This window comes from Microbacterium sp. Yaish 1 (assembly GCF_002245215.1).
GTDB lineage: Bacteria > Actinomycetota > Actinomycetes > Actinomycetales > Microbacteriaceae > Microbacterium.
The window spans coordinates 36,832-58,017 of the sequence record NZ_NPMR01000001.1 but is presented as its reverse complement, the minus strand read 5'-3'; the positions used below and the strand labels follow the sequence as shown (position 1 = coordinate 58,017).

The following is a 21,186-nucleotide window of genomic DNA, read 5'->3' as shown; positions in this document are numbered from 1 at the left end:
GGACGAGCTGACACTCGCGCGCTATCGTCCGCGCGCGTCGCGCGGAGACGGTGGGGGACGGCTTGCACACGCGGATGACGCCGGTCAACCCGCTCGAAGGATGCCGCGGCCGGCCCGTAGCGTCACGGCTGTCACCCCCGAGGAGCCCCATGAGCACCACCATCGAGACCGTTCCCATCGACCTCGGCGTCGCCGACCCTCTGCCGTTCGGTCCCCGGGGGCCCGTGAGCGCGATGCTCCAGCGGGTGCTCGTCGCCCCGGTGACCAGCGGTCTTCCGGTCGACGCGCCCGAGCTGGTGGGACGCGCGCTCGCCGAGACGCCCGACATCCTGCGCGACGACGACCTGCAGCTCGCCCTGTTCCTCATGTACGCCGTCCACTACGGCTCGCTGCCGGGGCTCGACGCCTCGTGGGAGTGGGAGCCGTCGCTCATCGCCGCGCGGGGCCGCATCGAGCGCGCTTTCGAGGGGGCTCTGCGCGTCGCGGCCGAGATCGCCGATCCGCCCGAGGCGGAACGAGATGCCGTCGCGCGCTGGCTGTTCGACCTGACCGCCCCGACCGCGGGACCGGGTATGGCGCGTTTCGTCGCGAAGAAGGCCTCTCTCGAGCAGCTGCGTGAGTTCCTCATCCTCCGTACCGTCTACACGTTGCGCGAGGCGGACCCGCACTCGTGGGCGATCCCGCGGCTGCGGGGCCGGTCGAAGGCCGCTCTCGTCGAGATCCAGTCGGACGAGTACGGCGGCGGTGACCCGGCCCGCGTGCACGCGACGATCTTCGCCCAGACCGTCCGCGGCGCCGGCCTCGACGACACCTATGGCGCCTACGTCGACGCCGTGCCCGCCGTCGTCCTGGCCAGCCACAACGCGATGTCGCTGTTCGGACTGCATCGGCGCCTCCTCGGGGCGATCGTGGGGCACCTCGCGGCGTTCGAGATGACCTCGTCGATCCCCAACCGCTCGTACGGCGACGGCTTCCGGCGGCTCGGGTTCGGCTCCGACGTCACGTGGTACTTCGACGAACACGTCGAGGCCGACGCCGTGCACGAGCAGATCGCGGGTCGTGACCTCGCCGGATCGCTCGCCGAGGACGAGCCGGAACTCCTGCCCGACATCCTCTTCGGAGCTCGCGCCTGCCTCGTCCTCGACGACCTGGTCGGCGACGAGGTCCTCGGGAGCTGGGAAGCGGGCCGCAGCGCGCTTCGCGGCGGCGTTCTTCCCGACCTCACGGCGTGATGCGCGAGGACGTCGAGTACGTCCTGCCGCTGCGCTGGGATGACGAGACCCAACGGTCCGACGCGGCCGAGCTGGGGGAGTACCTCGCCTGGCTCGCCTGCCGCGTCGACGTCACCGTCGTCGACGGCTCGCCCGCGCACCTGTTCGCCGTCCACCGCCGGGAGTGGACCACCGCACGGGTCGTGCCGCCGTCGGTCCCCGGCCGAAACGGGAAGGCGCGCGGAGCGATGACGGGGCTCCTGCTCGCCCGGCATCCGCTCACCGTCATCGCCGACGACGACGTCCGGTACGACGACGGCGCCCTGCAGCGGGTCGTGGCGGCACTGGCGGATGCCGACATCGTGCGGCCGCAGAACGTCTGGCTGCGCCCCCGGCCCTGGCACGCCCGCTGGGACACCGGCCGCACCCTGATCAACCGGGCATTCGGCGGCGACTTCTCGGGAACCGTCGCGGTGCGGACCGACCGCGCCCGCCCCGGCTACGACACCGACGTCCTCTTCGAGAATCTCGAGCTCGAGCGCACGATCATCGCCCGAGGCGGCCGCCGTCGCATCGCGCGCGACATCTTCGTCGCCCGCCGGCCCGCGACTGCCGGCCGCTTCGGAGAGCAGCGCGTGCGCCAGGCGTACGACAGCCTCGCGCAGCCCGCTCGGCTCGCACTCGAGCTGGCGGTCGTTCCCCTCATCCTCGCGCTGCGCCACCGGCCGGCTGCGCTGGGGCTCGCCGGGGCAGCGGTCATCCTCGCCGGCGAGGCCGGGCGTCGCCGCGACGGCGGAGGCGGGGTGTTCGGACGGACGGATGCCCTGTGGGCGGTCCCCTGGGTCATCGAGCGGGGGCTGGCGAGCTGGGTGGCGCTGTCGCTCCGGCTGCGCGGCGGGGTGCCCTACCGGGGCTCGCGACTGCGGAAAGCGGCGAACAGCATGAGAACGCTACGGAAGAAGGAGAGACGATGAGCGAGCACCACGGTGCATCCGTGACCATCACCGCGTGCCCCGACGGGCCGCTGCTCGTGCGGGGCGACGTCGAGCTGCTCGACGACGCGGGCAACCCCATCCCGCGCAACCGCCGCACGGTGGCGCTCTGCCGCTGTGGGGTGAGCGCGATCAAACCGTTCTGCGACGGCACCCACAAGCTCGCCGGCTTCACCGCCGACTGAGGCGCGCGCCCGCCGGTGCTTGCGCGCCGATGCAAGGGATCAACACCGACACCCCGCCCGGAACGGCATCCGGTCGGGGTGTCGGGTGAGATCCCTCGCATCGGGGCACGGCCGCGGCGCGCGCGACCGTGGCCCGCGGGTCAGAGCTTGTCGCGGATGACGCCCTCGGCCTTGTCGATGATGTTCGGCTTCGCGTCGGTGCCGTAGAACCGGGGGTCCGGCTGCGTGGGCGGCGGCATGGGAACCGAGGTGTCGGGTCCGTCGAGGTACGTGAACTCGCCCTTGCCGTCGGGGGTGGGTCCCGAGGCCCACGAACCCTCGGCGGCTGCGGCTCCGTCCGAGAAGTTGATGTACTTGTAGGCGTGCTCGCGCGCCTCGTTCGAAAGCGGGAAGTTCGACGGCACGGGGATGTCCTCCACTCCCTCTTCGCGCAGCTCCTGGGCCGCCCGGATCCACTGGTTCTGGTGCATCGTGTCGCGCGCCAGGAGGAACGAGAGCATGTCTCGCACGCCCTTGTCGTCGGTCATGTGGTAGATCCGCGCGACCTGCAGGCGCCCCTGCATCTCGGCGTTGGCATTGGCGGTGAAGTCGGCGAGCAGGTTGCCGCTCGCCGTCACGTACGAGCCCTGCCACGGGTTGCCGTTCGAGTCGACCGGGCGCACGCCGGCGCCGGCGACGATCGCCGCCTGCACGTCCATGCCGCCGATGACGGCGCCGAGCACGGGGTCGGACTTCGCGGCGGCTTCGGACTGCTCGGCCGGAGCCTTCTCGAGCAGCTGCGCGATCATGATCGCGAGCATCTCGACGTGGCCGAACTCCTCGGCCCCGATGCCGTAGAGCAGGTCGCGGTACTTGCCCGGGATATGGGCGTTCCACGCTTGGAATCCGTACTGCATCGCCACGGTGATCTCGCCGTACTGGCCGCCGAGCACCTCCTGCATCCGTCGCGCGAAGATCGCGTCGGGCTTCTCCGGACGGGCCTCGAATTGCAGTTCCTGTCGATGAAAGAACATCTCGCCTCCTGGGGATCGGCCGAGCGCCGAGTGCGCCGGCGCCGCGAACGTATGTCTGCCCTTGCGCGAAAGCCACGGGCCTTGACTCGTCTCGGAGTCGGTGCAACCATCGCGCCCGCGCGGCGGGTGACGGGCGATCGATCTGTCAAGCCCCGCGCGCTCGTCCGAGGGGCTGCGGATCATCGTGCGGGACCGGAGGGAGCATCATGACGACCGATCACCGACCGCGCGTGTCCGAGGTCGCCGAGGGAGTGTTCCAGCTCGCCCGCGGCGGCGTGAACGCCTACCTCATCGCCTCCGACGACGGGCTCGTCCTGATCGATGCGGGGCTCCCGCGCACCTGGCCGCTCCTCGAACAGGCCCTCGCGGCCGTGGGCGCTCATCCGTCCGACATCGACGCGCTCCTGCTCACCCACGGGCACTTCGATCACGTGGGGATGTGCGAGCGCCTCGCTGACGAACACCACCTCGTGGCCGACGTCCACCCGGGCGACGAGGAGCTGGCGCGGCATCCGTACCGCTACGCGCACGAAGCCCCGCGTTTCCCCTAGCCGTTCCGTTATCCGGCGGCGCTGCCGATCCTCGCTCGGATGGTGGGCGCGGGAGCGCTGGGGGTGAAGGGCGTGCGGACCGATCCGTCGATCGTGCCCGGACACTCCATCCCGCTCGCGGGCGGCATCCTCCCGATCGCGACGCCCGGTCATACCGACGGGCACTGCGCCTTCTTGCTCGAGTCCCGCGGCATCCTGCTCACCGGCGACGCCCTCGTCACCCTCGATCCCTACACGGGACGGGTCGGCCCGCGCGTCGTGGCACGTGCCGCGACCGCGCACAGCCGCGAGGCGCTCGACTCGCTGAGCCTGCTCGCCGAGACCGGCGCTCGCCTCGTCCTTCCCGGCCACGGCGACGTCTGGGAGGACGGCGGCATCGCGCCGGCCGTGTCGATCGCCCGGTCCCGCGGCGTCGACTGATGCCCGCGTCGGCCGGTCGCGCGATGCCGGATCGGGCGACCGCATGTCAAGCCCCGTGAATCCGCTGCCGAGTCGGGATCGGGTAGACGAACCGTTCACCGTTCGACGACAGAGAGGGATCACCATGGAACCCCAGCAGCAGAACGTCCCGGGTACCGACGAGGAGATGGTGCCGAAGCCCGACTACGGCGAGGACACCTACCGCGGCTCGGGAAAGCTCACCGGCAAGCGCGCCCTCATCACCGGAGGTGACAGCGGCATCGGCAAGGCGGTGGCGCTCGCCTACGCCCGCGAGGGAGCGGATGTCGCCATCAGCTACCTCGACGAGCACGAGGATGCCGAAGAGGCCAAGCGCTTTGTCGAAGAAGCGGGCCGTCGCGCCGTTCTCATCCCGGGCGACATCTCCGACCCGGCGCACTGCCGCGAGGTCGTCCGTCGCACCGTCGAGGAGCTCGGCGGGATCGACATCCTGGTCAGCAACGCCGCATTCCAGATGAACCGCGAGACCCTCGAGGAGATCCCCGATGAGGAGTGGGACTTCACGTGGGCGACGAACGTCGACGCGTACTTCCACCTGGTGAAGGCGGCGCTGCCGCACATGGGGCCGGGGTCGTCGATCATCGGCTCGAGCTCCGTGCAGTCCGACCAGCCCTCGCCCAACCTGCTGCCGTACGCCGCGACGAAGGCCGCCATCGCGAGCATCACCGCCTCGCTCGCGCAGATGCTCGGCGAGCGCGGCATCCGCGCCAACAGCGTCGCCCCGGGACCGATCTGGACCCCGCTGATCCCGGCCACGCTGCCGTCGGATGCGGTCGAGAGCTTCGGCGAGCAGACGCCTCTCGGACGGGCCGGTCAGCCCGCCGAACTCGCTCCGGCGTACGTGCTGCTCGCCTCCGATGAGGCGTCGTACATCTCGGGAGCACGCCTGGCGGTCACGGGCGGCAAGCCCATCCTCTGAGCCCGGCTTTCGGGACCGGCCTCCGGCGCCGTTCGTTCACGCAACGCTCGTCCGCGGTTCACTCGCCGCGGGCGGGCGTTGCCGCACGATGGATCGCACCCGCCGCGTCGATCCCGAAGGTCCTGAATGAGCGCTCCGCTTCGCGTCCTCTCCCTCACCGAGGGCTTCTTCGCCGGCGGGGCTCGGATCCTCCACAGCGACGTCGTCGCCGGCCTCCACGAGCGGGGCGAACAGCACCACGGTGTGCTCGCGATCGCGTCGCGGGCCAGGCGCGAGTCCACGGTGCAGCATATGGCCGCTGATCCGCGCTATCGCTCGCTGCGGTCGGCGGGGATCGCGGTCACCTCGCTGGGAAAGACGGCGGGGGCGGTGCCGCATGCGCCGCACGCGTACTCATCGCGCCAGCTCCGGGCGGCGTCGCGGGCGATCGCCGCAGCGGACGTCGTGCTCACGCTCAAGGAGCAGCCGCTCGGACTGCTGCTCGCGCTCGACGATGCCATGATGATGCCCGCTCGGCCCGTCGTGACCTGCCTCCATCGCTCCGATCCCGAGCACTCCGGCGACGCTCTCGCGTGGCTCGGCGAGGGCGTCCGGCGCGGAATCGTCACGGCGGCGGTGTCATGCGCGCGGTCGACGGATGCCGCGTACGCGCCGCTCCTCGGCAGCGCGCGACGCCACGTCGTGGACAACGGCATCGACCTCTCGCGCTTCCGCCCGGCCATCACCCGCGGCGGCGACCCGGTGCGCCGCGAGCTCGGCATCCCCGAGGAAGCGGTCGTCGTCGCCTATGCGGCCCGGTTCGACGCGATGAAGGACCCCGACCTCTTCCTGCGGTCGGTCGCGGCGCACCGACGGATGGTGCCGGATGCGCACTACGTCATGTGCGGCGCGGGGATGACGCGCGAGAACCCCCGCCTGCTCGAGATGCTCTCCGCCGTGGGCGACGACCGCGTGCACGCCCTGGGCATCCGCGATGACATGCCCGCGATCTACCGGGCGGCGGACGTCGTGGCGCTTACGAGCGCCTTCGGCGAGGCGGCGCCGCTCTGCCTCCTGGAGGGCGCGGCGAGCGGCGCGGTGCCGGTGACGACGGATGTCGGCGACGCGGCCCGCCTCGTCGCGGGGATCGGCATCGTCACCCCGCGTGCCCCCGACGCGGTCGCCGCCGGCTGGCGCCGTGCCGCCGACGAACGCGGGGGTTTCACCGCCGCCGCGCTCGCCGCTCGCAGCCGACTGGGTCGTGACCGGATGATCGCCGAGTACGCCGCGGTCATCGAGGAGCACCGCGGCCGCCTGCGCATCGCCGCGTGAGCCCGGCGGCGGTCAGGGCAGCAGACCGAGGCGCCGAGCGCGGGCAACGGCGGCGTGCCGCGTCGAGGCATCGAGCTTGGCCATCGCGGCCTGAAGGTACGACTTCACGGTGCCCTCCTTCAGGCTGAGCGCCGCCCCGATCTCGGCGTTCGTCGAGCCGAGGGCGCAGCACGCCAGCACGTCGAGCTCGCGCGGCGAGAGCTGCACGTCGGCATCCTTCGCCGAGGTCGCTCCGTCGCCCGCGACCGTCGTCAGGCGGCGCTCGACCGCGGCGAGACGCGCCCGCAGGTCGGCGTCGTCGACGGTCGCCGCGATGCTCCGCAGCTCGGCGAAGCTCTCGCGAAGGTCTTCACGGGCCGCGGCGGACAGTCCCGTCGCCGCCTCGGGAGTCGGAGCCAGGGCGAGCCGTCGCTGCACCTCGTCGCGGATGCGCAGCTCGGTACTGATCGCGTCGGCCGCGCGGAACGCCGGCCGTGCGACGAGGTCGCCGACGGGAGCCTGCGACCACGAACCGCAGTACAGCACTCCGCGGGCTCGGCCATCGGTCACGATCGGGACCGCGAAGAGCGTGGAGATCCCCTCGCCGAGGATCGCCCGATCGTAGTCGTGCGTGATGGTGCGCGCGGTGCGGTAATCGAGGGCGAGGCGCGGGCGCTTCTCGACCATCGCGGCGCCGCCCAGCCCGCGGCCGATCCTCACCACCAGGTCGTCGATCGAATGGGACCGCGCTCCGGCGATCGCGGTGACGTGAACCGAGCCCTGGCTCTCGAGGCCGCCGAAGACGACGGGAAAGCGTGTGCTGCGCGCGAGGTCGTCCACCGCGCGAGAGACCAGCTGCGCGTCGTTCTCGGGTGCCGCCAGTGCCGTCACGCACTACCTACTTCCGGGGGTGACGGCCTCGTTGCCGCCTTTCGTAGCGTCGACCCTACCATCGCGGTCGCTCGACGACGACGACCGCCGGAGAGCTGCTCACCATGAGGCAAGGAGGCCACATGTCCGCATCGCCCACCCACTCGCCGCCTCCCGGCGCGGTGGATTACGTCGCCGTCGAAGAGTCGGCGCCGTTCCAGGAGCTCAAGCGCAAACACCGCAGCTTCGTGTGGCCCCTCACGATCGTCTTCCTCGTCTGGTACTTCGTCTACGTGCTGCTGTCGTCGTTCGCGACCGACTTCATGGCCCAGCGCGTCTGGGGTGACATCACCGTGGGTCTGCTGTTCGGACTCGGCCAGTTCGTGACGACGTTCGCGATCACCATGGGCTACGTCTGGTACGCCAATCACAAGCTCGACCCGATCTCGGCGTCGATCCGGCACGATCTCGAGCGGCAGGAGGCAGGGTCGTGAACGGATTCTGGGAAGCGGTGAACAGCGTCGGAGCTGCCGTCGTCGCGGCGGGCGAGACCGTCGACAACAACCCGGTGCTGAACATCTCGATCTTCGGCGCGTTCGTCGCGGTGACGCTGTTCATCGTCATCCGCGCCAGCCGCAACAACAAGACCGCCGCCGACTACTACGCCGCGGGCCGCTCGTTCACCGGTCCGCAGAACGGCTTCGCGATCGCGGGCGACTATCTGTCGGCGGCATCCTTCCTCGGCATCTGCGGCGCGATCGCGATCAACGGATACGACGGGTTCCTGTACTCCATCGGATTCCTCGTGGCGTGGCTCGTCGCCCTGCTGCTCGTTGCCGAGCTGATGCGGAACACCGGCAAGTTCACGATGGCGGACGTGCTGTCGTTCCGGCTGAAGCAGACGCCGGTGCGCATGGCGGCCGCGATCACGACGCTCGCGGTGTGCTTCTTCTATCTGCTCGCGCAGATGGCGGGCGCCGGCGGGCTCGTCTCGCTGCTGCTCGGCATCACCGAGCAGGTCGGCCAGTCGATCGTGGTCGCCGTCGTCGGCGTGCTGATGATCGTCTACGTGCTGATCGGCGGCATGAAGGGCACGACCTGGGTGCAGATCGTCAAGGCGTTCCTCCTCATCGGCGGCGCGCTCGTCATGACGATCTGGGTGCTGGCGATCAACGGGTTCAACCTCAACACGCTTCTCGAGAGCGCGGTCGCCGCGTCGCCGAAGGGCGAGGCGATCCTGGGGCCCGGCCTGCAGTACGGCGCCAACCCGTGGGACTTCATCTCGCTCGCCGTGGCGCTCGTCCTCGGAACCGCGGGCCTGCCGCACGTGCTCATGCGCTTCTACACGGTGCCCACCGCGAAGGAGGCCCGGCGCTCGGTCGTGTGGGCGATCTGGCTCATCGGCCTGTTCTATCTCCTCACCCTCGTCCTGGGCTACGGCGCGGGTGCGCTCGTGGGCCCCGAGCGCATCGCATCGGCGCCCGGCGGCGTCAACTCCGCGGCCCCGCTGCTGGCCCTCGAGCTGGGCGGCCCCCTGCTGCTCGGCTTCATCTCGGCGGTGGCGTTCGCGACGATCCTCGCGGTCGTGGCGGGTCTCACCATCACGGCGGCGGCCTCGTTCGCGCACGACATCTACGCGAACGTCGTCAAGAAGGGCGATGTGCCGCCGGACGGCGAGGTCAAGGTCGCCCGTCGCACGGTGATCGTGATCGGCATCCTCGCGATCGTCGGCGGTATCGGTGTGCAGGGACAGAACGTCGCCTTCCTCGTCGCCCTGGCGTTCGCCGTCGCTGCGTCGGCGAACCTGCCGACGATCATCTACTCGCTGTTCTGGCGGAAGTTCACCACGCGCGGCGCGGTGTGGAGCATGTACGGCGGCCTGGCCGCGGCCATCATCCTCATCGTCCTGTCGCCGGTGTTCTGGGGCACCGAGACGAGCGTGTTCAAGAACGTCGGTACGGCGATCTGGCCCCTGAACAATCCGGGCATCGTCTCGATCCCGCTGGGCTTCTTCCTCGGCTGGCTCGGCTCGGTCACCGAGCGCCGCCAGGAGGACCCGCTCAAGGCCGCCGAGATGGATGTGCGATCCCTCACCGGGCACGGTGCCGAGAAGGCGGTCGATCACTAGGGGGAGTGACACCGCCGATCGAACGACGGCCCCGGGCGTGCGCTGCCCGGGGCCGTCGTCGTTCCGGCGCGGCCTACACGCGGCCGGAGCCTGCATCGCTCTCGAGGTCGAGCAGGAAGCGTTTGCGTTCGGGGTGGCCGCCGTACTCGCCGGTCGATCCGTCGCTGCGGACCACGCGGTGAGCGGGCACGACGATCGAGATCGGCGTCCGCGCACACGCCGAGCCGACGGCACGGTGCGCACGCGGCGAGCCGGCGGCGATCGCGATCTCGCCGTACGTCGCGACCTCGCCGTACGGGACGTCGCAGACGGCGCGCAGCGCCTCGCGCGCGAATCCGGCCGGAGCGAGCAGCCAGTCGACGGGGGTCCGGAAGCGCTGCAACCGGCCCGCGAAGTAGGCGTCGAGCTCTGCAGCCGCATCGGCGGTCGCGCCGGGATCGTGCACCGGCAATGCTCCGAGCACGACAGCGAGATCGACGAGTGCGATGTCGGCGGGGCGGTCGAGGATGTCGAGGTGCGCCAGGCCGGTCCCGGTCACCACGAGGAGGGCGTCGCCGATCGGCGTGGGGTGCACCGCGAAAGCTGCGTCGATCATGGCTCCATCATCCCGGGCGGCCTCGCGTACGACGGGTGGCGGTAGCGAACCGGTGGAGGGGGTCACCGTCGGGAAGGCCGGGGAGGAACCGCCGATCTTCCGGCGTGTCGGCAATAGCGCGAAACTCGGCGGCGCCTGAGTGTCGGATGCGGTCGCGCCGCTTAGGGTGTGTGCTGTGTGGCGAGGAGATCGAGGAGCCGTCCGTCCGGACGCAGCCGACGAGGTTCGGGTCGAATCGGTGACCCCGGCGCAGCTCGATGTCGCCGAAGAGGACGTCGCCGTCGCGCACGTGGCCGACCCGGAGCGCGAACGCATCCGCGTGCAGGCGGCTCGGCTCGGCGGCCGCTCGACGCTGCTGCACTACATCGCGTCCGACGATGTCGGCATCGACATCACCAAGGCCCATCCGGGGAGCCTGCCCCAGTTCATCACCGGCCGGTCGACGCTCCTGTCGAACCTCTTCCGCGACGAGGTCGCGCTGCGCACCGCACGGCTCGCCGCCGGGCGCATCACCGCGAAAGACGTCGAGCTCCGCACGACGCGCGGCCTCGACACGGTCCACCTCGGCGTCGGGTTCGCCTCGTGGCGTGCCGGGGGCCTCACCTACAACGCGCCCGTCCTTTTGCGACCGCTCGCCATCCGCCGTCATCACGGTGACTTCGATCTCAAGCTCCACGGCTCCTTCTCGGTCAACCCCGAACTCGTCGAGATCGCCCGCACGCATTTCGGCATCGACCTCGACCGACGCGGGCTCGCCGCGCTCGCGTACGACGGCGGCGTCTTCAAGCCGCAGCCGGTCATCGACCACCTGCGCGCCCTGACCGCCCACGTCGACACGTTCACCGTGCAGCCGCGCCTGATCGTCTCGACGTTCGCCGATGTCGCCGCCCGCGCGGAACGCGACGCCGCCGACCTCGACGTGCCGGTGCTCAATGCGCTCGCGGGTCACGAGGACGACCGCGCGCTGGTCGCGACGCGGTACCCGGTGCCCGACGCCGTCCCGTCGGACGACCGCCCGCCGGCATCCGACCGACTGCTGCTCGACGCCGACGCGGAGCAGGAAGGCGTCCTCGACCGGATCGTCGCCGGGCAGTCGCTCGTCGTGCACACGCTCCCCGGCACGGGGGGCACGCAGACGATCATCAACGCCGTCGGCGAGCTGGTCCGGCGCGGAAAGCGCGTCCTCGTGGTCAGCGCCCGCCGTTCCACTCTGGAGGGTGTCCGCCACCGCCTCGCCGGCATCGGGCTGCCCGGGCTCGCCGTCTCGCCGCGTGGCGTGCACCGTGACCTCATCCGCGCGATCGCCCGGAACGAGAAGGCGCAGCACCCGAAGATGGGCGAGATCGACGACGCGCTGGTGCGCCTGCGCACGGTGCTGCGCGACTATCGCGTCTCGCTGACGCAGCGGCATCCGATGCTCGGCGTCTCGCCGCTCGAAGTGCTGCAGAAGCTGACGACGATCGCCGCCGAGTCCCCGCAGCCTTCGGCTGCCACGCGCTTCGATGCTGCAACCCTCCAGCGCCTCTCGACCCGTCGCGCCGAAGCGGCCGCATCGCTCGCGACCGCCGCGCGGCTGGGGGAGTTCCGATTCGGTCCCGACGACTCGCCCTGGTACGGCGTGGCGTTCGAGACGACCGAGCAGGCACGAGCCGCGCACGCTCTGGCGGGACGTCTGCACCGCACCGAGATCCCCGAGATCCTCGAGCGCGGGTACGAGCTCATCGGGCAGACCCGGATGCGGCCGTTCACGACGCTCGCCGAGCTCGGCGCCTACATCCGTCTGCTGCAGGGCATCCGCGCCTCGCTCGACCGATTCAGCCTGACCGTCTTCGAGCGCCCGCTCGGCGATCTCATCGAGGCGCACTCGACGCGCCGCGACACACCGGAGATGAACGGCGCCACCCGCCGCCGGCTGCGCCGCCTCGCGAAGGAGTACGTGCGTCCCGGGATGCACGTCACCGACATGCACGACGCCCTCGTGCGTGTGCAGAAGCAGCGCGAGCAGTGGCAGCGCCTCGCCGAGGTGGGCGTCGTGCCCGAGATCCCCGCGGGCCTCGACGCCGTCGCGACCTCGTGGCAGCGCGTCGACGCCGATCTCGGCGAGCTCTCCCGGGTACTCGGTCCCGGACACGACCTGCTCGCGACGCCGATCCCCGAGCTCGTGCGGATCCTCGCCGGACTCGCCGCCGACTCCGACGTGTTCGACAACCTCGTCGAGCGCGCCACCTTGCGCGGCGAGCTGGCCGCGCTGGGTCTGGAGGGTCTGCTGACCGAGCTCTCCGTGCGCCACGTTCCCGAGGAGCGCGTCGCGTCGGAGTTCGAGTTCGCCTGGTGGCAGTCCGCCCTCGAGACGATGCTCCGCAGCGACCGTGCACTGCTCGGCGCGAACACCAGCGTCGTCGACCGGCTCGAACGCGACTTCCGCCTCGTCGACGAGGCTCACGCGGCGTCGGCGGGACAGCAGCTCGCGGCCGAGCTCGCGACGCGATGGAAGATCGCGATCGTCGACGAGGCCGACGAGACCGCGGCGCTGAAGTCGGCGCTGCGCGAAGGCACAGCATCGGCCGCCGAGCTGCTCGCCGTCGCCCCCAAACTGCTTCGGACCCTCGCCCCGGTGTGGATCGCATCACCCTATGAGGTCGCGGCGCTGCCCGCCCGTCCCGCCTTCGACGTCGTGATCCTGGCGGATGCCGGCGCGCTCAGCGTCGCCGAATCGGCTGCCGCGCTCCGCCGCGGGCGTCAGGTCGTCGCGTTCGGCGACCCGGTGACGCAGCGTCCGACGCCGTTCGAGATCGCCGCCGATCGCGATCCCTCCGACGAGCCCGTCGTCGACCCCGAAGAGCGCAGCGTCTTCGAGCGGCTCGCCGAGATCGTCCCGGTCGAGACCCTGACGCGCAGTTACCGCGCAGGGGGCGAAGACCTCGCGGAGCTCGTCAACGAGGCCTTCTACGGCGGCGAGATCGTCTCGTTCCCCTGGGCCGGCTCGTACCTCGGACGCGGCAGCCTCAGCGTCGACTACGTCGAGGGCGGGGTCGGTGCCCCCGACCCCGACTCCGGTGCCGTGGAGAGCCCCGATGCCGAGGTCGCCCGCGTGGTGACGCTCGTCGTCGAGCACGCGGTCAACCGGCCGAACGAGTCGCTGATGGTCGTCACCGCGTCGACCAAGCACGCCCTCCGCATCCGCGCCGCCGTCGAGGCCGCTTTCGCCGGACGATCGGATGTCGCCGAGTTCGTCGGTCGCGAGACCGCCGAGCCGTTCGCCGTCCTCGGGCTCGAGGAGTCGGTCGCCGAGAGTCGCGATCGCGTGGTGTTCTCGCTCGGATACGGCCTCACCCGCCACGGGCGCGTCCTGAGCGACTTCGGCGTGCTCTCCGGGCCCGACGGCGAGCGGCTGCTCACCGTCGGCATGACGCGCGCCCGTCGCTCCATGGTCATCGTGTCGTCGATCCGGCCGTCGGCGTTCGACGACGGCCGCCTCGAGAACGGCGCCGCCACACTCATGTCGATCCTCGGGGGCATCGCAGCCCGCGCCCGCGAGGCCCGCCTCGAAGACCTCGCCGACCCCCTGACGCTCGCTCTCGCGCAGAACCTCCGCCGCCTCGGCGTCGCGGTCGATGTCGCATACCGCGGACTGCTGCCGCTGGTCGCCCAGCGCGACGGCAAGGCCGTCGTGGTCGAGGGCGACCCCGAGACCATCGGACAGTCGCTCCGCGAGTCGCTCCGGCTGCGGCCGCAGATCCTGCGGCGGCTGGGATGGCACTACATCCGCGTGCACTCGTTCGACCTCTACAGCGACCCCGCCGGTGTGGCCGCGCGGGTCGCCGCGATCCTGGGCGTCGAGCCCGAGGCGCCGACCGCGGATGCGAGCACTGAGCCGCTCGATGTCATCGACTGAACGGCAGCGGGTGGAGCGCGTCGGTCGCCGTCGCGCGCGATTGACCGCGGCTCCGGGCACCACCGCCGAGCCGACAGCGGCCGATGAGACGACGGATGCCCCGGCCGGCGCCGAGGGCGCGGCCGGGGCATCCGGTCCGAACGATGCGCGGATGCGGAACGACGTTCCGCCGCACTACTGACCCGCTCAGGCGGACGGCGCCGCCGGGGGAGTGTTCTGCGAACGGCGCAGCGGGGCGTCGGTAGCCGTCGCGGGGGCGGGCGACGTGGAGCTCGCGGCGTTGTTCTTCTCCAGCAGGTCGCGGATCTGGATGAGCAGCTCCTGCTCGGTCGGGAGCTTCGCGGTCTCTTCGACGACGCCGGCCTTGGCGGCCTGACGCTCCTTCCACTTGTTCATCGGAACGACGAACACGAAGTAGACGACGAGGGCGACGGCGAAGAAGCTGATGATCGCCGTCAGAAGGGTGCCGATCGGGAAGATCACGGTGCCGTGCAGGCCCTCGACGGGGATGCCCGCGTTGCCGTTCTCGTCCGCCTGCCATACGAGCGCGACGATGGGGTTGATGATGCTCGACACGATCGCGTTGACGACGGCGGTGAACGCACCGCCGATGACCACGGCGACGGCCAGGTCGATGACGTTGCCGCGCATGATGAAATCGCGGAAGCCCTTGATCATGGCTCTCCTCTCTCTCCGGTCGCGCCGGGTGTCAGGAACCCGCCGCGGCGGGGGAGGACTTCGCCTCGGACTTCGATGATGCCGAAGACGACGAGTCGCCGCTACCGGTTGACGTGCCCGACGCCGCGCCCGATCCTGACCCGCTCGCGCGGGAGTCGGTGCGGTAGAAGCCGCCGCCGTTGAAGGTCACGCCGATCGACCCGTACTGCTTGCGGAGCTCGCCCGAGCACTCGGGGCAGACGGTGAGAGCGGGCTCGGCGAAGGACTGGACCGCGTCGAAGCGGTGCCCGCACGACTTGCAGGCATAGGCGTAGGTGGGCATGGTTCCTCGGTGTTCAGTGCGCCTCGGGAGCGAGGACGACGGTTCTGGTGGGAGTGACGACGCCGGTGACCGGCTGATCGTGCAGATCGCGCGGCACCTCGTCGACGAGTTCGGAGTCGAAGAGCACGGCGTACACCGGCGGGCGGTTCTCCATCGAACCGAGGGTCTTGTCGAAGTATCCGCGACCCCAGCCGAGCCGCATGCCCGCGGCGTCGACCGCCGCGGCCGGGATGACGAGGAGATCGACGTCGCTGACGGCGATGGGGCTGAGCACTTCGCCGATCGGCTCGGGCACCCCGAAGAGGCCGTCCGCGACGGCGGCGCCCGGTTCGGCGACGACCCAGTCGAGCAGACCGTCGTTCCGGCTGATGGGAAGGAGCACCCGGACGCCGGCCGCGACGGCTTCGTCGATGAACGCACGGGTGCCCGGCTCGGTCGGTGCCGAGAGGTAGCACGAGATCGAGCGGGCGCCGGTTCTCGCCACGAGCTCGCGGAGTTGCTCGCGGATGCCGTCGGCGGCCGACTCGCGCGCGGCATCCGACATCCCGTACCGGCGTTCGCGGAGGTCCGCCCGCAGCGCGCGCTTGGCGTTGTCGATCGCGTCGGACATGCCCCCGATTGTAAAGGCTGTGCGCGTTACGGCTCGTCTGCGGCACCTGATCGATATGGTGGTCCCATGTCTCAGCAGCGCATCAAGGCGGTCATCCCCGCCGCAGGCCTCGGCACCCGCTTCCTTCCCGCCACGAAGGCGATGCCGAAGGAGATGCTGCCCGTCGTCGACAAGCCGGCGATCCAGTACGTCGTCGAAGAGGCGACCCAGGCAGGCATCGACGACGTTCTGATCATCATCGGGCGCAACAAGAACAACCTGTCGAATCACTTCGATTCCGTTCCCGAGCTCGAGCACAACCTCACCCGCAAGGGCGATGACGTGAAGCTCCGCAAGGTTCAGGAATCGTCCGACCTCGCCGACATCCACTTCGTCCGCCAGGGCGAGCCGAAGGGTCTGGGGCATGCGGTGCTGCGTTCCCGCGCCCACGTGGGTGACTCGACGTTCGCCGTCATGCTCGGCGACGACCTGATCGACGAGCGCGACCCGCTGCTGCCGAAGATGCTCGCCGAGCAGGAGCGCTCGGGTCTGACGGTCGTCGCCCTCATGGAGGTCGACCCCGACCAGATCCACCTCTACGGCGCCGCGGCGGTCGAGCCGACCGACGACCCGGATGTCGTCAAGGTCACCGGACTCGTCGAGAAGCCGAAGAAGGAGGACGCGCCCTCCAACTACGCGATCATCGGTCGTTACGTCCTCAAGCCCAACGTGTACGACATCCTCGAGCGCACCGAGCCGGGCAAGGGCGGCGAGATCCAGCTGACCGACGCACTGCAGGAGCTCGCGACGACCGAGGGCGTGCTCGGCGTCGTCTTCCGCGGACGCCGTTACGACACGGGCGACCGGCTCGACTACATCAAGGCGATCGTTCAGCTCGCCTCCGATCGCGATGACCTCGGTCCTGAGCTGCGGCCGTGGCTGAAGGACTTCGTCGGGACCCTCTGACACGAGAACGGGAACGCGCGTGGATGCCACCGCACCCCGCCACCACGGACCGGTGGCGATACGGCTGATCAGGCCGCGCGACGCCCGCACCCTGCAGTCCGAGCTGCTGGCGAATCGTTCGTGGCTGCAGCGGTGGGAGGCGACGAGTCCCGATGGTCCCGTGTCGTTCGACATGAGGCTCGGCATTCGGCGTCTGCTGCAGCAGTACCGCGACGGCAGCGGGGTGCCCTTCGTCATGGAGCACGAGGGGCAGATCGCCGGCCAGCTGAACGTCTGGGGCATCGCGCGCGGCTCGCTGTCGTCGGCGACGATCGGGTACTGGGTGAGCGAGCGGTTCGCCGGCAAGAGCATCACTCCGACCGCCGTCGCCCTCGCGACGGATCTTTGCTTCGAGGAGCTGCGGCTGCACCGCATGGAGATCTGCATTCGGCCCGAGAACCGGGCGAGCCTGCGCGTCGTCGAGAAGCTCGGATTCCGTTACGAGGGACTGCGCCGTCGCTACATCCACATCGACGGCGACTGGCGCGACCACTTCGCCTTCGCGCTCGTCGCGGAGGAGGTGCCCCGAGGTGTCCTCGGGCGCTGGATCGAGGGCGCCGTGCCGCCTGACGCGGCGACCGTCCCGCTTGCCGACCGCCGCGCGGCGGGGCTCGAACCTTAAAGTTGAACAAGAACTTCAGACACGCCTGTGTCTGAAGTGTCAGCGGGCGGGATGCCACGTACGGTTATCCCCATGGGTGGGCAGGTTCTCGGCGGCGGCGTGATCGTCCTCGTCGCGGTCGCGTTGTGGATGGTCTATCTGCTGCCGTCCTGGCACAGTCGTTACCGCTACGACGCCGCCGAACGCAACGCCGTCCGCTTGAACCAGGCGCTGCGTGTGCTCGCAGAGACTGCTGAGGCGCCCGAAGAGGTGCGTGTCGAGCTCTCGACGCGCACCGCGCTGGCGCAGCAGAAGCTCGCGCGCCAGGTGCAGCACGAGAAGGAGCAGCTGCGACTCGAGAGCGAGCGCCGCCAGCTCATCGAAGCGCGCCGTGAGGTGCGTGCCGCGCGCACTGCGCGCATGACGTCGCCCGAGCACCGTGCCCGTATCCGTCGTCGTCTCCGCCTCGCGACGACGATCGTCGCTCTCCTCGCCCTCGGTGCTGCCGGTACCGGTGCATGGCTGCTGGCGTCGATCGGTTCCGCCACGCTCCTGATCGCGGGCCTCGCGACTCTGTTCCTCGCCACCGTTGTCCTCAGCCGCATGGCCGCTGTGGCTCGCCGCGCCGCGCGCTCGGCAGCCGCCGCTCCCGCCGTCGTCGCACGCGTCGAGGCGACGTCGGCTGTCGTGCCCGAGTTCGAGTTCGCGGACGCGCGTGCCACCTGGACGCCGCGCGAGCTGCCCCGCCCGCTCACGGCCTCCGCCGGCTCGCGTGCCGCGGCCGTTCTCGACGAGGTCGACGCGCGCGAAGCGCTGCGCCAGGCCGCCGTCGGTGAGGCGATCCAGCGCGAGGCCGCGCGCCGCGCGCCGGCATCCCTCGACGCCAGCCGGGCCGCGAAAGCGGGAGATGTCTCGCGCACGGCTTTCGCCGATGACGCGGAGATCGAGGACCACGTCCGCCGTCTCCTCGCTCAGCGCGCAGCCGGCTGATCATCGAGCTGCTGGGCCGCGCCTGCGGCTCAGCGCTGGAACAGGACGCGCCCGTTCCCCACGACGAGCTCGCGCTCGGGTGTGCGCACGAGCGCGTCCATCGGGTTCTCCGCGTCGACGAGGATGATGTCGGCGCGAGAGCCCGCGTCGATCCTGCCGGCCGGCAGTCCCGCGAAGGGGGCCGAACCACCCGTCGCGATGTCGACCACACGGCGCAGGTCGTCGTCGCGGACGAGGCTCGAGGCGCGGGCGTACTGCCAGGCGATGCCGAGCAGGTCGCCGGTGCCGTAGGGGCTCCACAGGTCGCGGATGCCGTCGGTTCCGAAGCCGAAGCGCACGCCCGCGGCACCCAGTTCGTGAAGCGGCAGCTGGGGGAGGCGCAGGGGCGCGACCGTCGTCATCGTGATGTCGAGCGCCGCCATCGCCTGGAGCAGGTCGCGTCGGTGCGACGCGCCCACCTGTGCGAGCGCGAATCCGTGCGCGAGATTGACGCGCCCCGCAAGACTGAAACGCTCGGTGCGCTCGATGATGAGCTCGATCTGGAAGGCGCCGAGCTCGGCGGGGTCGTGCAGATGCAGGTCGATACCGACGCCGCGGTCGGCGGCGACACGGAAGAGCGCATCGAGCTGGCCGACCGGGTCGCGATCGATCGACGCGGGATCCAGCCCGCCGATGAACGCCGCGCCGGCGGCGGCCGCCTCGTCGAGCAGGTCGATGACGCCGGGGCGGCGCAGCACGCCGTCCTGGGGGAAGGCCACGATCTGAACCTGGAGGGCGCCGTCGTATGCCGCCACGGCTTCGCGCACGGCCTCGATGCCACGCTGGGCGACGCCGAGGTCGACATCGACGTGCGTGCGGATGGCCGTCGTGCCGTGACGGACGAACTGCTCGAGGACGTGCGCCGTCGTCGCGACGCTCGGGATGCCCAGCTCGTCGCGACGGGCGCGCTCGTGGCGAATGCGGCCGTCGGTGCCGCCCTCGCCGCCGTAGGACTGCCACGGCAGTCCCCACCACGACTTGTCGACGTGAGCATGAGCGTTGACGAGGCCGGGCAGCGCGAGCATTCCCCGGCCGTCGATCTCGAGGCCAGTGTCGCCCGCGGCTGCGGGCGGCGCCTGCGGCGTCGCCGGCTCGATGGAGGTGATCACGCCATCGGCGATGCGGATGTCGACGGCGGAGGCGTCGGAGACACGGACGTTGCGAATGACGGATGCCGCGGGGTGGTGCATCCCTCCATTGTGCGCGCACGGAGCAGTCCCGACAGCGTGATAGTGTGGGGGAGTTCCGGGCCTGTGGCGCAGTTGGTAGCGCGCTTCGTTCGCAATGAAGAGGTCAGGGGTTCGAATCCCCTCAGGTCCACCATTTGGTCGACGTTCCAACCCTGCCCCCGTGATTGGTGGGCAGGGTTGCTTCCTTGTTGAGGTCAATGTCGGGGCGGAGCTGGCTGGTGCGCTGCCAGAACTTGGCGTTGAGGCGGTTAGTCGGGTCGAGGATGGTTTCGTAGGCGCCGGTGAACTCCGAGGTCACGTCTAGGTTCTCGGTGGGGGTGGTCTTGATGAAGCACGCCTGGTTGCACAGCCGCAGACGGCCCTCGTCGCAGGCGAGGTAGAAGGGCGAAGGTGCTGCTGGTCGGGGACTGCGCCCAGCTCCGGTCACCGACCGCCTCCGGGGCATTCTCGCTGCTCGTCCACGACCGCGACGATGCGCCCGAGCTGTTCGACATTCACCGCTTCACGAACCCGTGAGAGAAGACCGCCTCCCTCGGCCTTTGGCACGGGCACACGGAGTTCATCGACACGTACATGAAGCACGGCCGCGTGACCGGCGGCCAGACTGAGGCGATGATCGACTCCGCCTACGCCGCGTGGCGATCCGACCGCCCCGCCGGCCGCGCGACGGTGCTGGTCACCGACTCGAACGAACTCGTCCAAGCGCTCAACCAGCGCGCCCGGACTGATCTGGTCCTCGAGGCGGCACGGTGAACGCGCTGCGCGAGGTCGAGTTGCACGACGGCACCTTCGCCGCCACCGGGGACTCGGTCATTACCCGGCACAACGACCGCCGCCTGCGCGCCGGCCGCGGCTGGGTCCGCAACGGCGACCGATGGACGGTGACCGAGGTCGTCGACGACGACTCCCTCACTCTCCGCCGCGCAACCCGCAAGCGGGGTGGTGCGGTCGTGCTCCCAGCCGACTACGTGGTCGAACACCTCGACCGGCCCTCACCCGCGGCCGCGATGCGAACCTGGCATATGTCGCCGTCGACAAGCCCGACGACTCGCACGAGGGGCCGCACCCCGGCGACAACACCGAAGCCACCGCCCGATCCGTGCTGTGCGGGGTGCTCCAGCACGTCGGCGCCGAGCTCTCCGCCCAGGAGACCATCACCGACGAGCAAGAAGCCTGGAGGTCGATCGCCCAGCTCGCCGCCGAGTACTAGACGATCGCGGCCTCTGGTCAGCACGACAGGTGAGCGAGTCTCGTCCAAGCATCCGGGCTCACCGAGGACGAGGTAGAGGCCGCGGTCAGCTCCCCGGCGTTTGGTGCGCTGACCGCTGAGCTGCGCCGGGCCGAGGCCAACCACCACGACGCCGACCTGCTGCTGCCGCACCTCGTCTCCGCGCGCCGGTTCACCGACGCCGACGACATCGCCGCCGTCCTTCACTACCGCGTCGCCAAGGCCACACAGCGGCCCGCCGGCTCCGAGCGCCCCCGCAATACGCCGCGACTTATCGCCGGGCTGATCTCGGAAGCGACGGGCACGATGAGCGCTGAGGCGAGGCAGGTGCAGAACGAGCTGGCTAGTTCGTCAGGCCGACGGATTACCTCGTAATCAGCAGAATCAGAGGCTCCATCCGCTCTTGCCGGCTTTGCAATGACTCGCATCCTTCAAC

The 21,186-nt window shown here is 70.6% G+C and carries 24 protein-coding genes and 1 tRNA gene; 17 read left to right on the top strand and 8 right to left on the bottom strand.

The features are described 5' to 3' along the window. Nucleotides 1-149: 149 nt before the first annotated feature. Genes CI089_RS00290 through CI089_RS00280 form a run of 3 tightly spaced genes read left to right on the top strand, consistent with a single transcriptional unit; the run spans nucleotide 150 to nucleotide 2,388 of the window. Nucleotides 150-1,232: an iron-containing redox enzyme family protein gene (locus CI089_RS00290; RefSeq protein WP_256977318.1), complete on the top strand. Its 1,083-nt coding sequence runs from the start codon at nucleotides 150-152 to the stop codon at nucleotides 1,230-1,232. Then, a complete protein-coding gene (locus CI089_RS00285; RefSeq protein ID WP_094259758.1) occupies nucleotides 1,232-2,185 on the top strand; it encodes a glycosyltransferase in 954 nt (317 codons plus the stop codon). Before CI089_RS00290 ends, CI089_RS00285 begins: the two co-directional genes overlap by 1 nt. Beyond that, nucleotides 2,182-2,388 (top strand): CDGSH iron-sulfur domain-containing protein, encoded by a 207-nt coding sequence (locus CI089_RS00280; protein WP_094259757.1) that lies wholly within the window; start codon nucleotides 2,182-2,184, stop codon nucleotides 2,386-2,388. The genes CI089_RS00285 and CI089_RS00280 overlap by 4 nt, the downstream gene beginning before the upstream one ends. Nucleotides 2,389-2,528: 140 nt before the next feature. On the opposite strand, the gene CI089_RS00275 is transcribed toward CI089_RS00280, so the two are convergent. Then, on the bottom strand, nucleotides 2,529-3,401 hold the full coding sequence (locus CI089_RS00275; protein WP_023954662.1) for a manganese catalase family protein: 873 nt from the start codon (nucleotides 3,399-3,401) through the stop codon (nucleotides 2,529-2,531). Between the two features lie 206 nt (nucleotides 3,402-3,607). Here CI089_RS00275 and CI089_RS16685 point away from each other — a divergent pair, with 206 nt between their 5' ends. The 4 genes from CI089_RS16685 (at nucleotide 3,608) to CI089_RS00260 (ending at nucleotide 6,641) form a co-directional block, all read left to right on the top strand. Then, nucleotides 3,608-3,952, top strand: a complete 345-nt coding sequence (locus CI089_RS16685; RefSeq protein WP_306426953.1) for an MBL fold metallo-hydrolase — start codon at nucleotides 3,608-3,610, stop codon at nucleotides 3,950-3,952. A 39-nt stretch (nucleotides 3,953-3,991) separates the two neighbouring features. Beyond that, the gene (locus CI089_RS16680) at nucleotides 3,992-4,372 is read left to right on the top strand and encodes an MBL fold metallo-hydrolase (RefSeq protein ID WP_306426952.1); all 381 of its coding nucleotides are present in this window, start codon (nucleotides 3,992-3,994) and stop codon (nucleotides 4,370-4,372) included. A gap of 124 nt (nucleotides 4,373-4,496) precedes the next feature. Further along, nucleotides 4,497-5,330 (top strand): SDR family oxidoreductase, encoded by an 834-nt coding sequence (locus CI089_RS00265; RefSeq protein WP_256977317.1) that lies wholly within the window; start codon nucleotides 4,497-4,499, stop codon nucleotides 5,328-5,330. 126 nt (nucleotides 5,331-5,456) lie between these two features. Beyond that, nucleotides 5,457-6,641 carry a glycosyltransferase gene (locus CI089_RS00260; protein WP_094259756.1) on the top strand — a complete coding sequence of 395 codons (1,185 nt, stop codon included), beginning with the start codon at nucleotides 5,457-5,459 and terminating at the stop codon, nucleotides 6,639-6,641. Nucleotides 6,642-6,653: 12 nt separating this feature from the next. On the opposite strand, the gene CI089_RS00255 is transcribed toward CI089_RS00260, so the two are convergent. Beyond that, a complete protein-coding gene (locus tag CI089_RS00255; protein WP_094259755.1) occupies nucleotides 6,654-7,511 on the bottom strand; it encodes a LuxR C-terminal-related transcriptional regulator in 858 nt (285 codons plus the stop codon). Between the two features lie 122 nt (nucleotides 7,512-7,633). Here CI089_RS00255 and CI089_RS00250 point away from each other — a divergent pair, with 122 nt between their 5' ends. Together CI089_RS00250 and CI089_RS00245 are read left to right on the top strand one after the other, a co-directional pair. Next, nucleotides 7,634-7,984, top strand: a complete 351-nt coding sequence (locus CI089_RS00250; RefSeq protein ID WP_023954652.1) for a DUF485 domain-containing protein — start codon at nucleotides 7,634-7,636, stop codon at nucleotides 7,982-7,984. 17 nt (nucleotides 7,985-8,001) lie between these two features. Beyond that, nucleotides 8,002-9,618: a solute symporter family protein gene (locus CI089_RS00245; RefSeq protein ID WP_094261163.1), complete on the top strand. Its 1,617-nt coding sequence runs from the start codon at nucleotides 8,002-8,004 to the stop codon at nucleotides 9,616-9,618. A gap of 73 nt (nucleotides 9,619-9,691) precedes the next feature. Here CI089_RS00245 and CI089_RS00240 read toward each other — a convergent pair whose 3' ends face one another. Next, on the bottom strand, nucleotides 9,692-10,213 hold the full coding sequence (locus tag CI089_RS00240; RefSeq protein WP_094259754.1) for a methylated-DNA--[protein]-cysteine S-methyltransferase: 522 nt from the start codon (nucleotides 10,211-10,213) through the stop codon (nucleotides 9,692-9,694). Between the two features lie 166 nt (nucleotides 10,214-10,379). On the opposite strand from CI089_RS00240, the gene CI089_RS00235 reads away from it, so the two are divergent. Further along, nucleotides 10,380-14,108 carry an ATP-binding protein gene (locus CI089_RS00235; protein WP_094259753.1) on the top strand — a complete coding sequence of 1,243 codons (3,729 nt, stop codon included), beginning with the start codon at nucleotides 10,380-10,382 and terminating at the stop codon, nucleotides 14,106-14,108. After that, on the top strand, nucleotides 14,095-14,289 hold the full coding sequence (locus CI089_RS00230; protein ID WP_094259752.1) for a hypothetical protein: 195 nt from the start codon (nucleotides 14,095-14,097) through the stop codon (nucleotides 14,287-14,289). Before CI089_RS00235 ends, CI089_RS00230 begins: the two co-directional genes overlap by 14 nt. A 5-nt stretch (nucleotides 14,290-14,294) precedes the next feature. Here the strand turns inward: CI089_RS00230 and mscL are convergent, their stop codons facing one another. Genes mscL through CI089_RS00215 form a run of 3 tightly spaced genes read right to left on the bottom strand, consistent with a single transcriptional unit; the run spans nucleotide 14,295 to nucleotide 15,718 of the window. Next, a complete protein-coding gene (gene mscL, locus CI089_RS00225; protein ID WP_094259751.1) occupies nucleotides 14,295-14,786 on the bottom strand; it encodes a large conductance mechanosensitive channel protein MscL in 492 nt (163 codons plus the stop codon). Nucleotides 14,787-14,817: 31 nt separating this feature from the next. Further along, nucleotides 14,818-15,108, bottom strand: a complete 291-nt coding sequence (locus CI089_RS00220; protein ID WP_094259750.1) for an FmdB family zinc ribbon protein — start codon at nucleotides 15,106-15,108, stop codon at nucleotides 14,818-14,820. Between the two features lie 13 nt (nucleotides 15,109-15,121). Beyond that, nucleotides 15,122-15,718 (bottom strand): 5-formyltetrahydrofolate cyclo-ligase, encoded by a 597-nt coding sequence (locus CI089_RS00215; protein WP_023954641.1) that lies wholly within the window; start codon nucleotides 15,716-15,718, stop codon nucleotides 15,122-15,124. 66 nt (nucleotides 15,719-15,784) lie between these two features. Here CI089_RS00215 and galU point away from each other — a divergent pair, with 66 nt between their 5' ends. The 3 genes from galU (at nucleotide 15,785) to CI089_RS00200 (ending at nucleotide 18,293) form a co-directional block, all read left to right on the top strand. Next, nucleotides 15,785-16,663, top strand: a complete 879-nt coding sequence (galU, locus tag CI089_RS00210; protein ID WP_094259749.1) for a UTP--glucose-1-phosphate uridylyltransferase GalU — start codon at nucleotides 15,785-15,787, stop codon at nucleotides 16,661-16,663. Nucleotides 16,664-16,682: 19 nt separating this feature from the next. After that, nucleotides 16,683-17,324 (top strand): GNAT family N-acetyltransferase, encoded by a 642-nt coding sequence (locus CI089_RS00205; protein WP_094259748.1) that lies wholly within the window; start codon nucleotides 16,683-16,685, stop codon nucleotides 17,322-17,324. A 72-nt stretch (nucleotides 17,325-17,396) separates the two neighbouring features. Further along, complete coding sequence (locus CI089_RS00200) at nucleotides 17,397-18,293, top strand: hypothetical protein (protein WP_094259747.1); 897 nt, start codon at nucleotides 17,397-17,399, stop codon at nucleotides 18,291-18,293. Between the two features lie 29 nt (nucleotides 18,294-18,322). On the opposite strand, the gene CI089_RS00195 is transcribed toward CI089_RS00200, so the two are convergent. Next, nucleotides 18,323-19,522, bottom strand: a complete 1,200-nt coding sequence (locus CI089_RS00195; RefSeq protein WP_094259746.1) for an amidohydrolase family protein — start codon at nucleotides 19,520-19,522, stop codon at nucleotides 18,323-18,325. Nucleotides 19,523-19,579: 57 nt separating this feature from the next. Between CI089_RS00195 and CI089_RS00190 the strand changes: the two genes are divergently transcribed. Further along, nucleotides 19,580-19,655, top strand: a tRNA-Ala gene (locus CI089_RS00190). Here CI089_RS00190 and CI089_RS00185 read toward each other — a convergent pair. Next, entirely contained in the window at nucleotides 19,644-19,820 is a 177-nt protein-coding gene (locus CI089_RS00185) for a hypothetical protein (RefSeq protein WP_179223177.1), read from the bottom strand. The two genes, CI089_RS00190 and CI089_RS00185, sit on opposite strands and share 12 nt — an antisense overlap. A 92-nt stretch (nucleotides 19,821-19,912) precedes the next feature. Between CI089_RS00185 and CI089_RS16780 the strand changes: the two genes are divergently transcribed. Continuing rightward, on the top strand, nucleotides 19,913-20,038 hold the full coding sequence (locus CI089_RS16780) for an AAA family ATPase (RefSeq protein WP_441338596.1): 126 nt from the start codon (nucleotides 19,913-19,915) through the stop codon (nucleotides 20,036-20,038). A gap of 96 nt (nucleotides 20,039-20,134) precedes the next feature. Then, nucleotides 20,135-20,275: a hypothetical protein gene (locus CI089_RS16775; RefSeq protein WP_441338595.1), complete on the top strand. Its 141-nt coding sequence runs from the start codon at nucleotides 20,135-20,137 to the stop codon at nucleotides 20,273-20,275. Nucleotides 20,276-21,186: the final 911 nt, after the last annotated feature.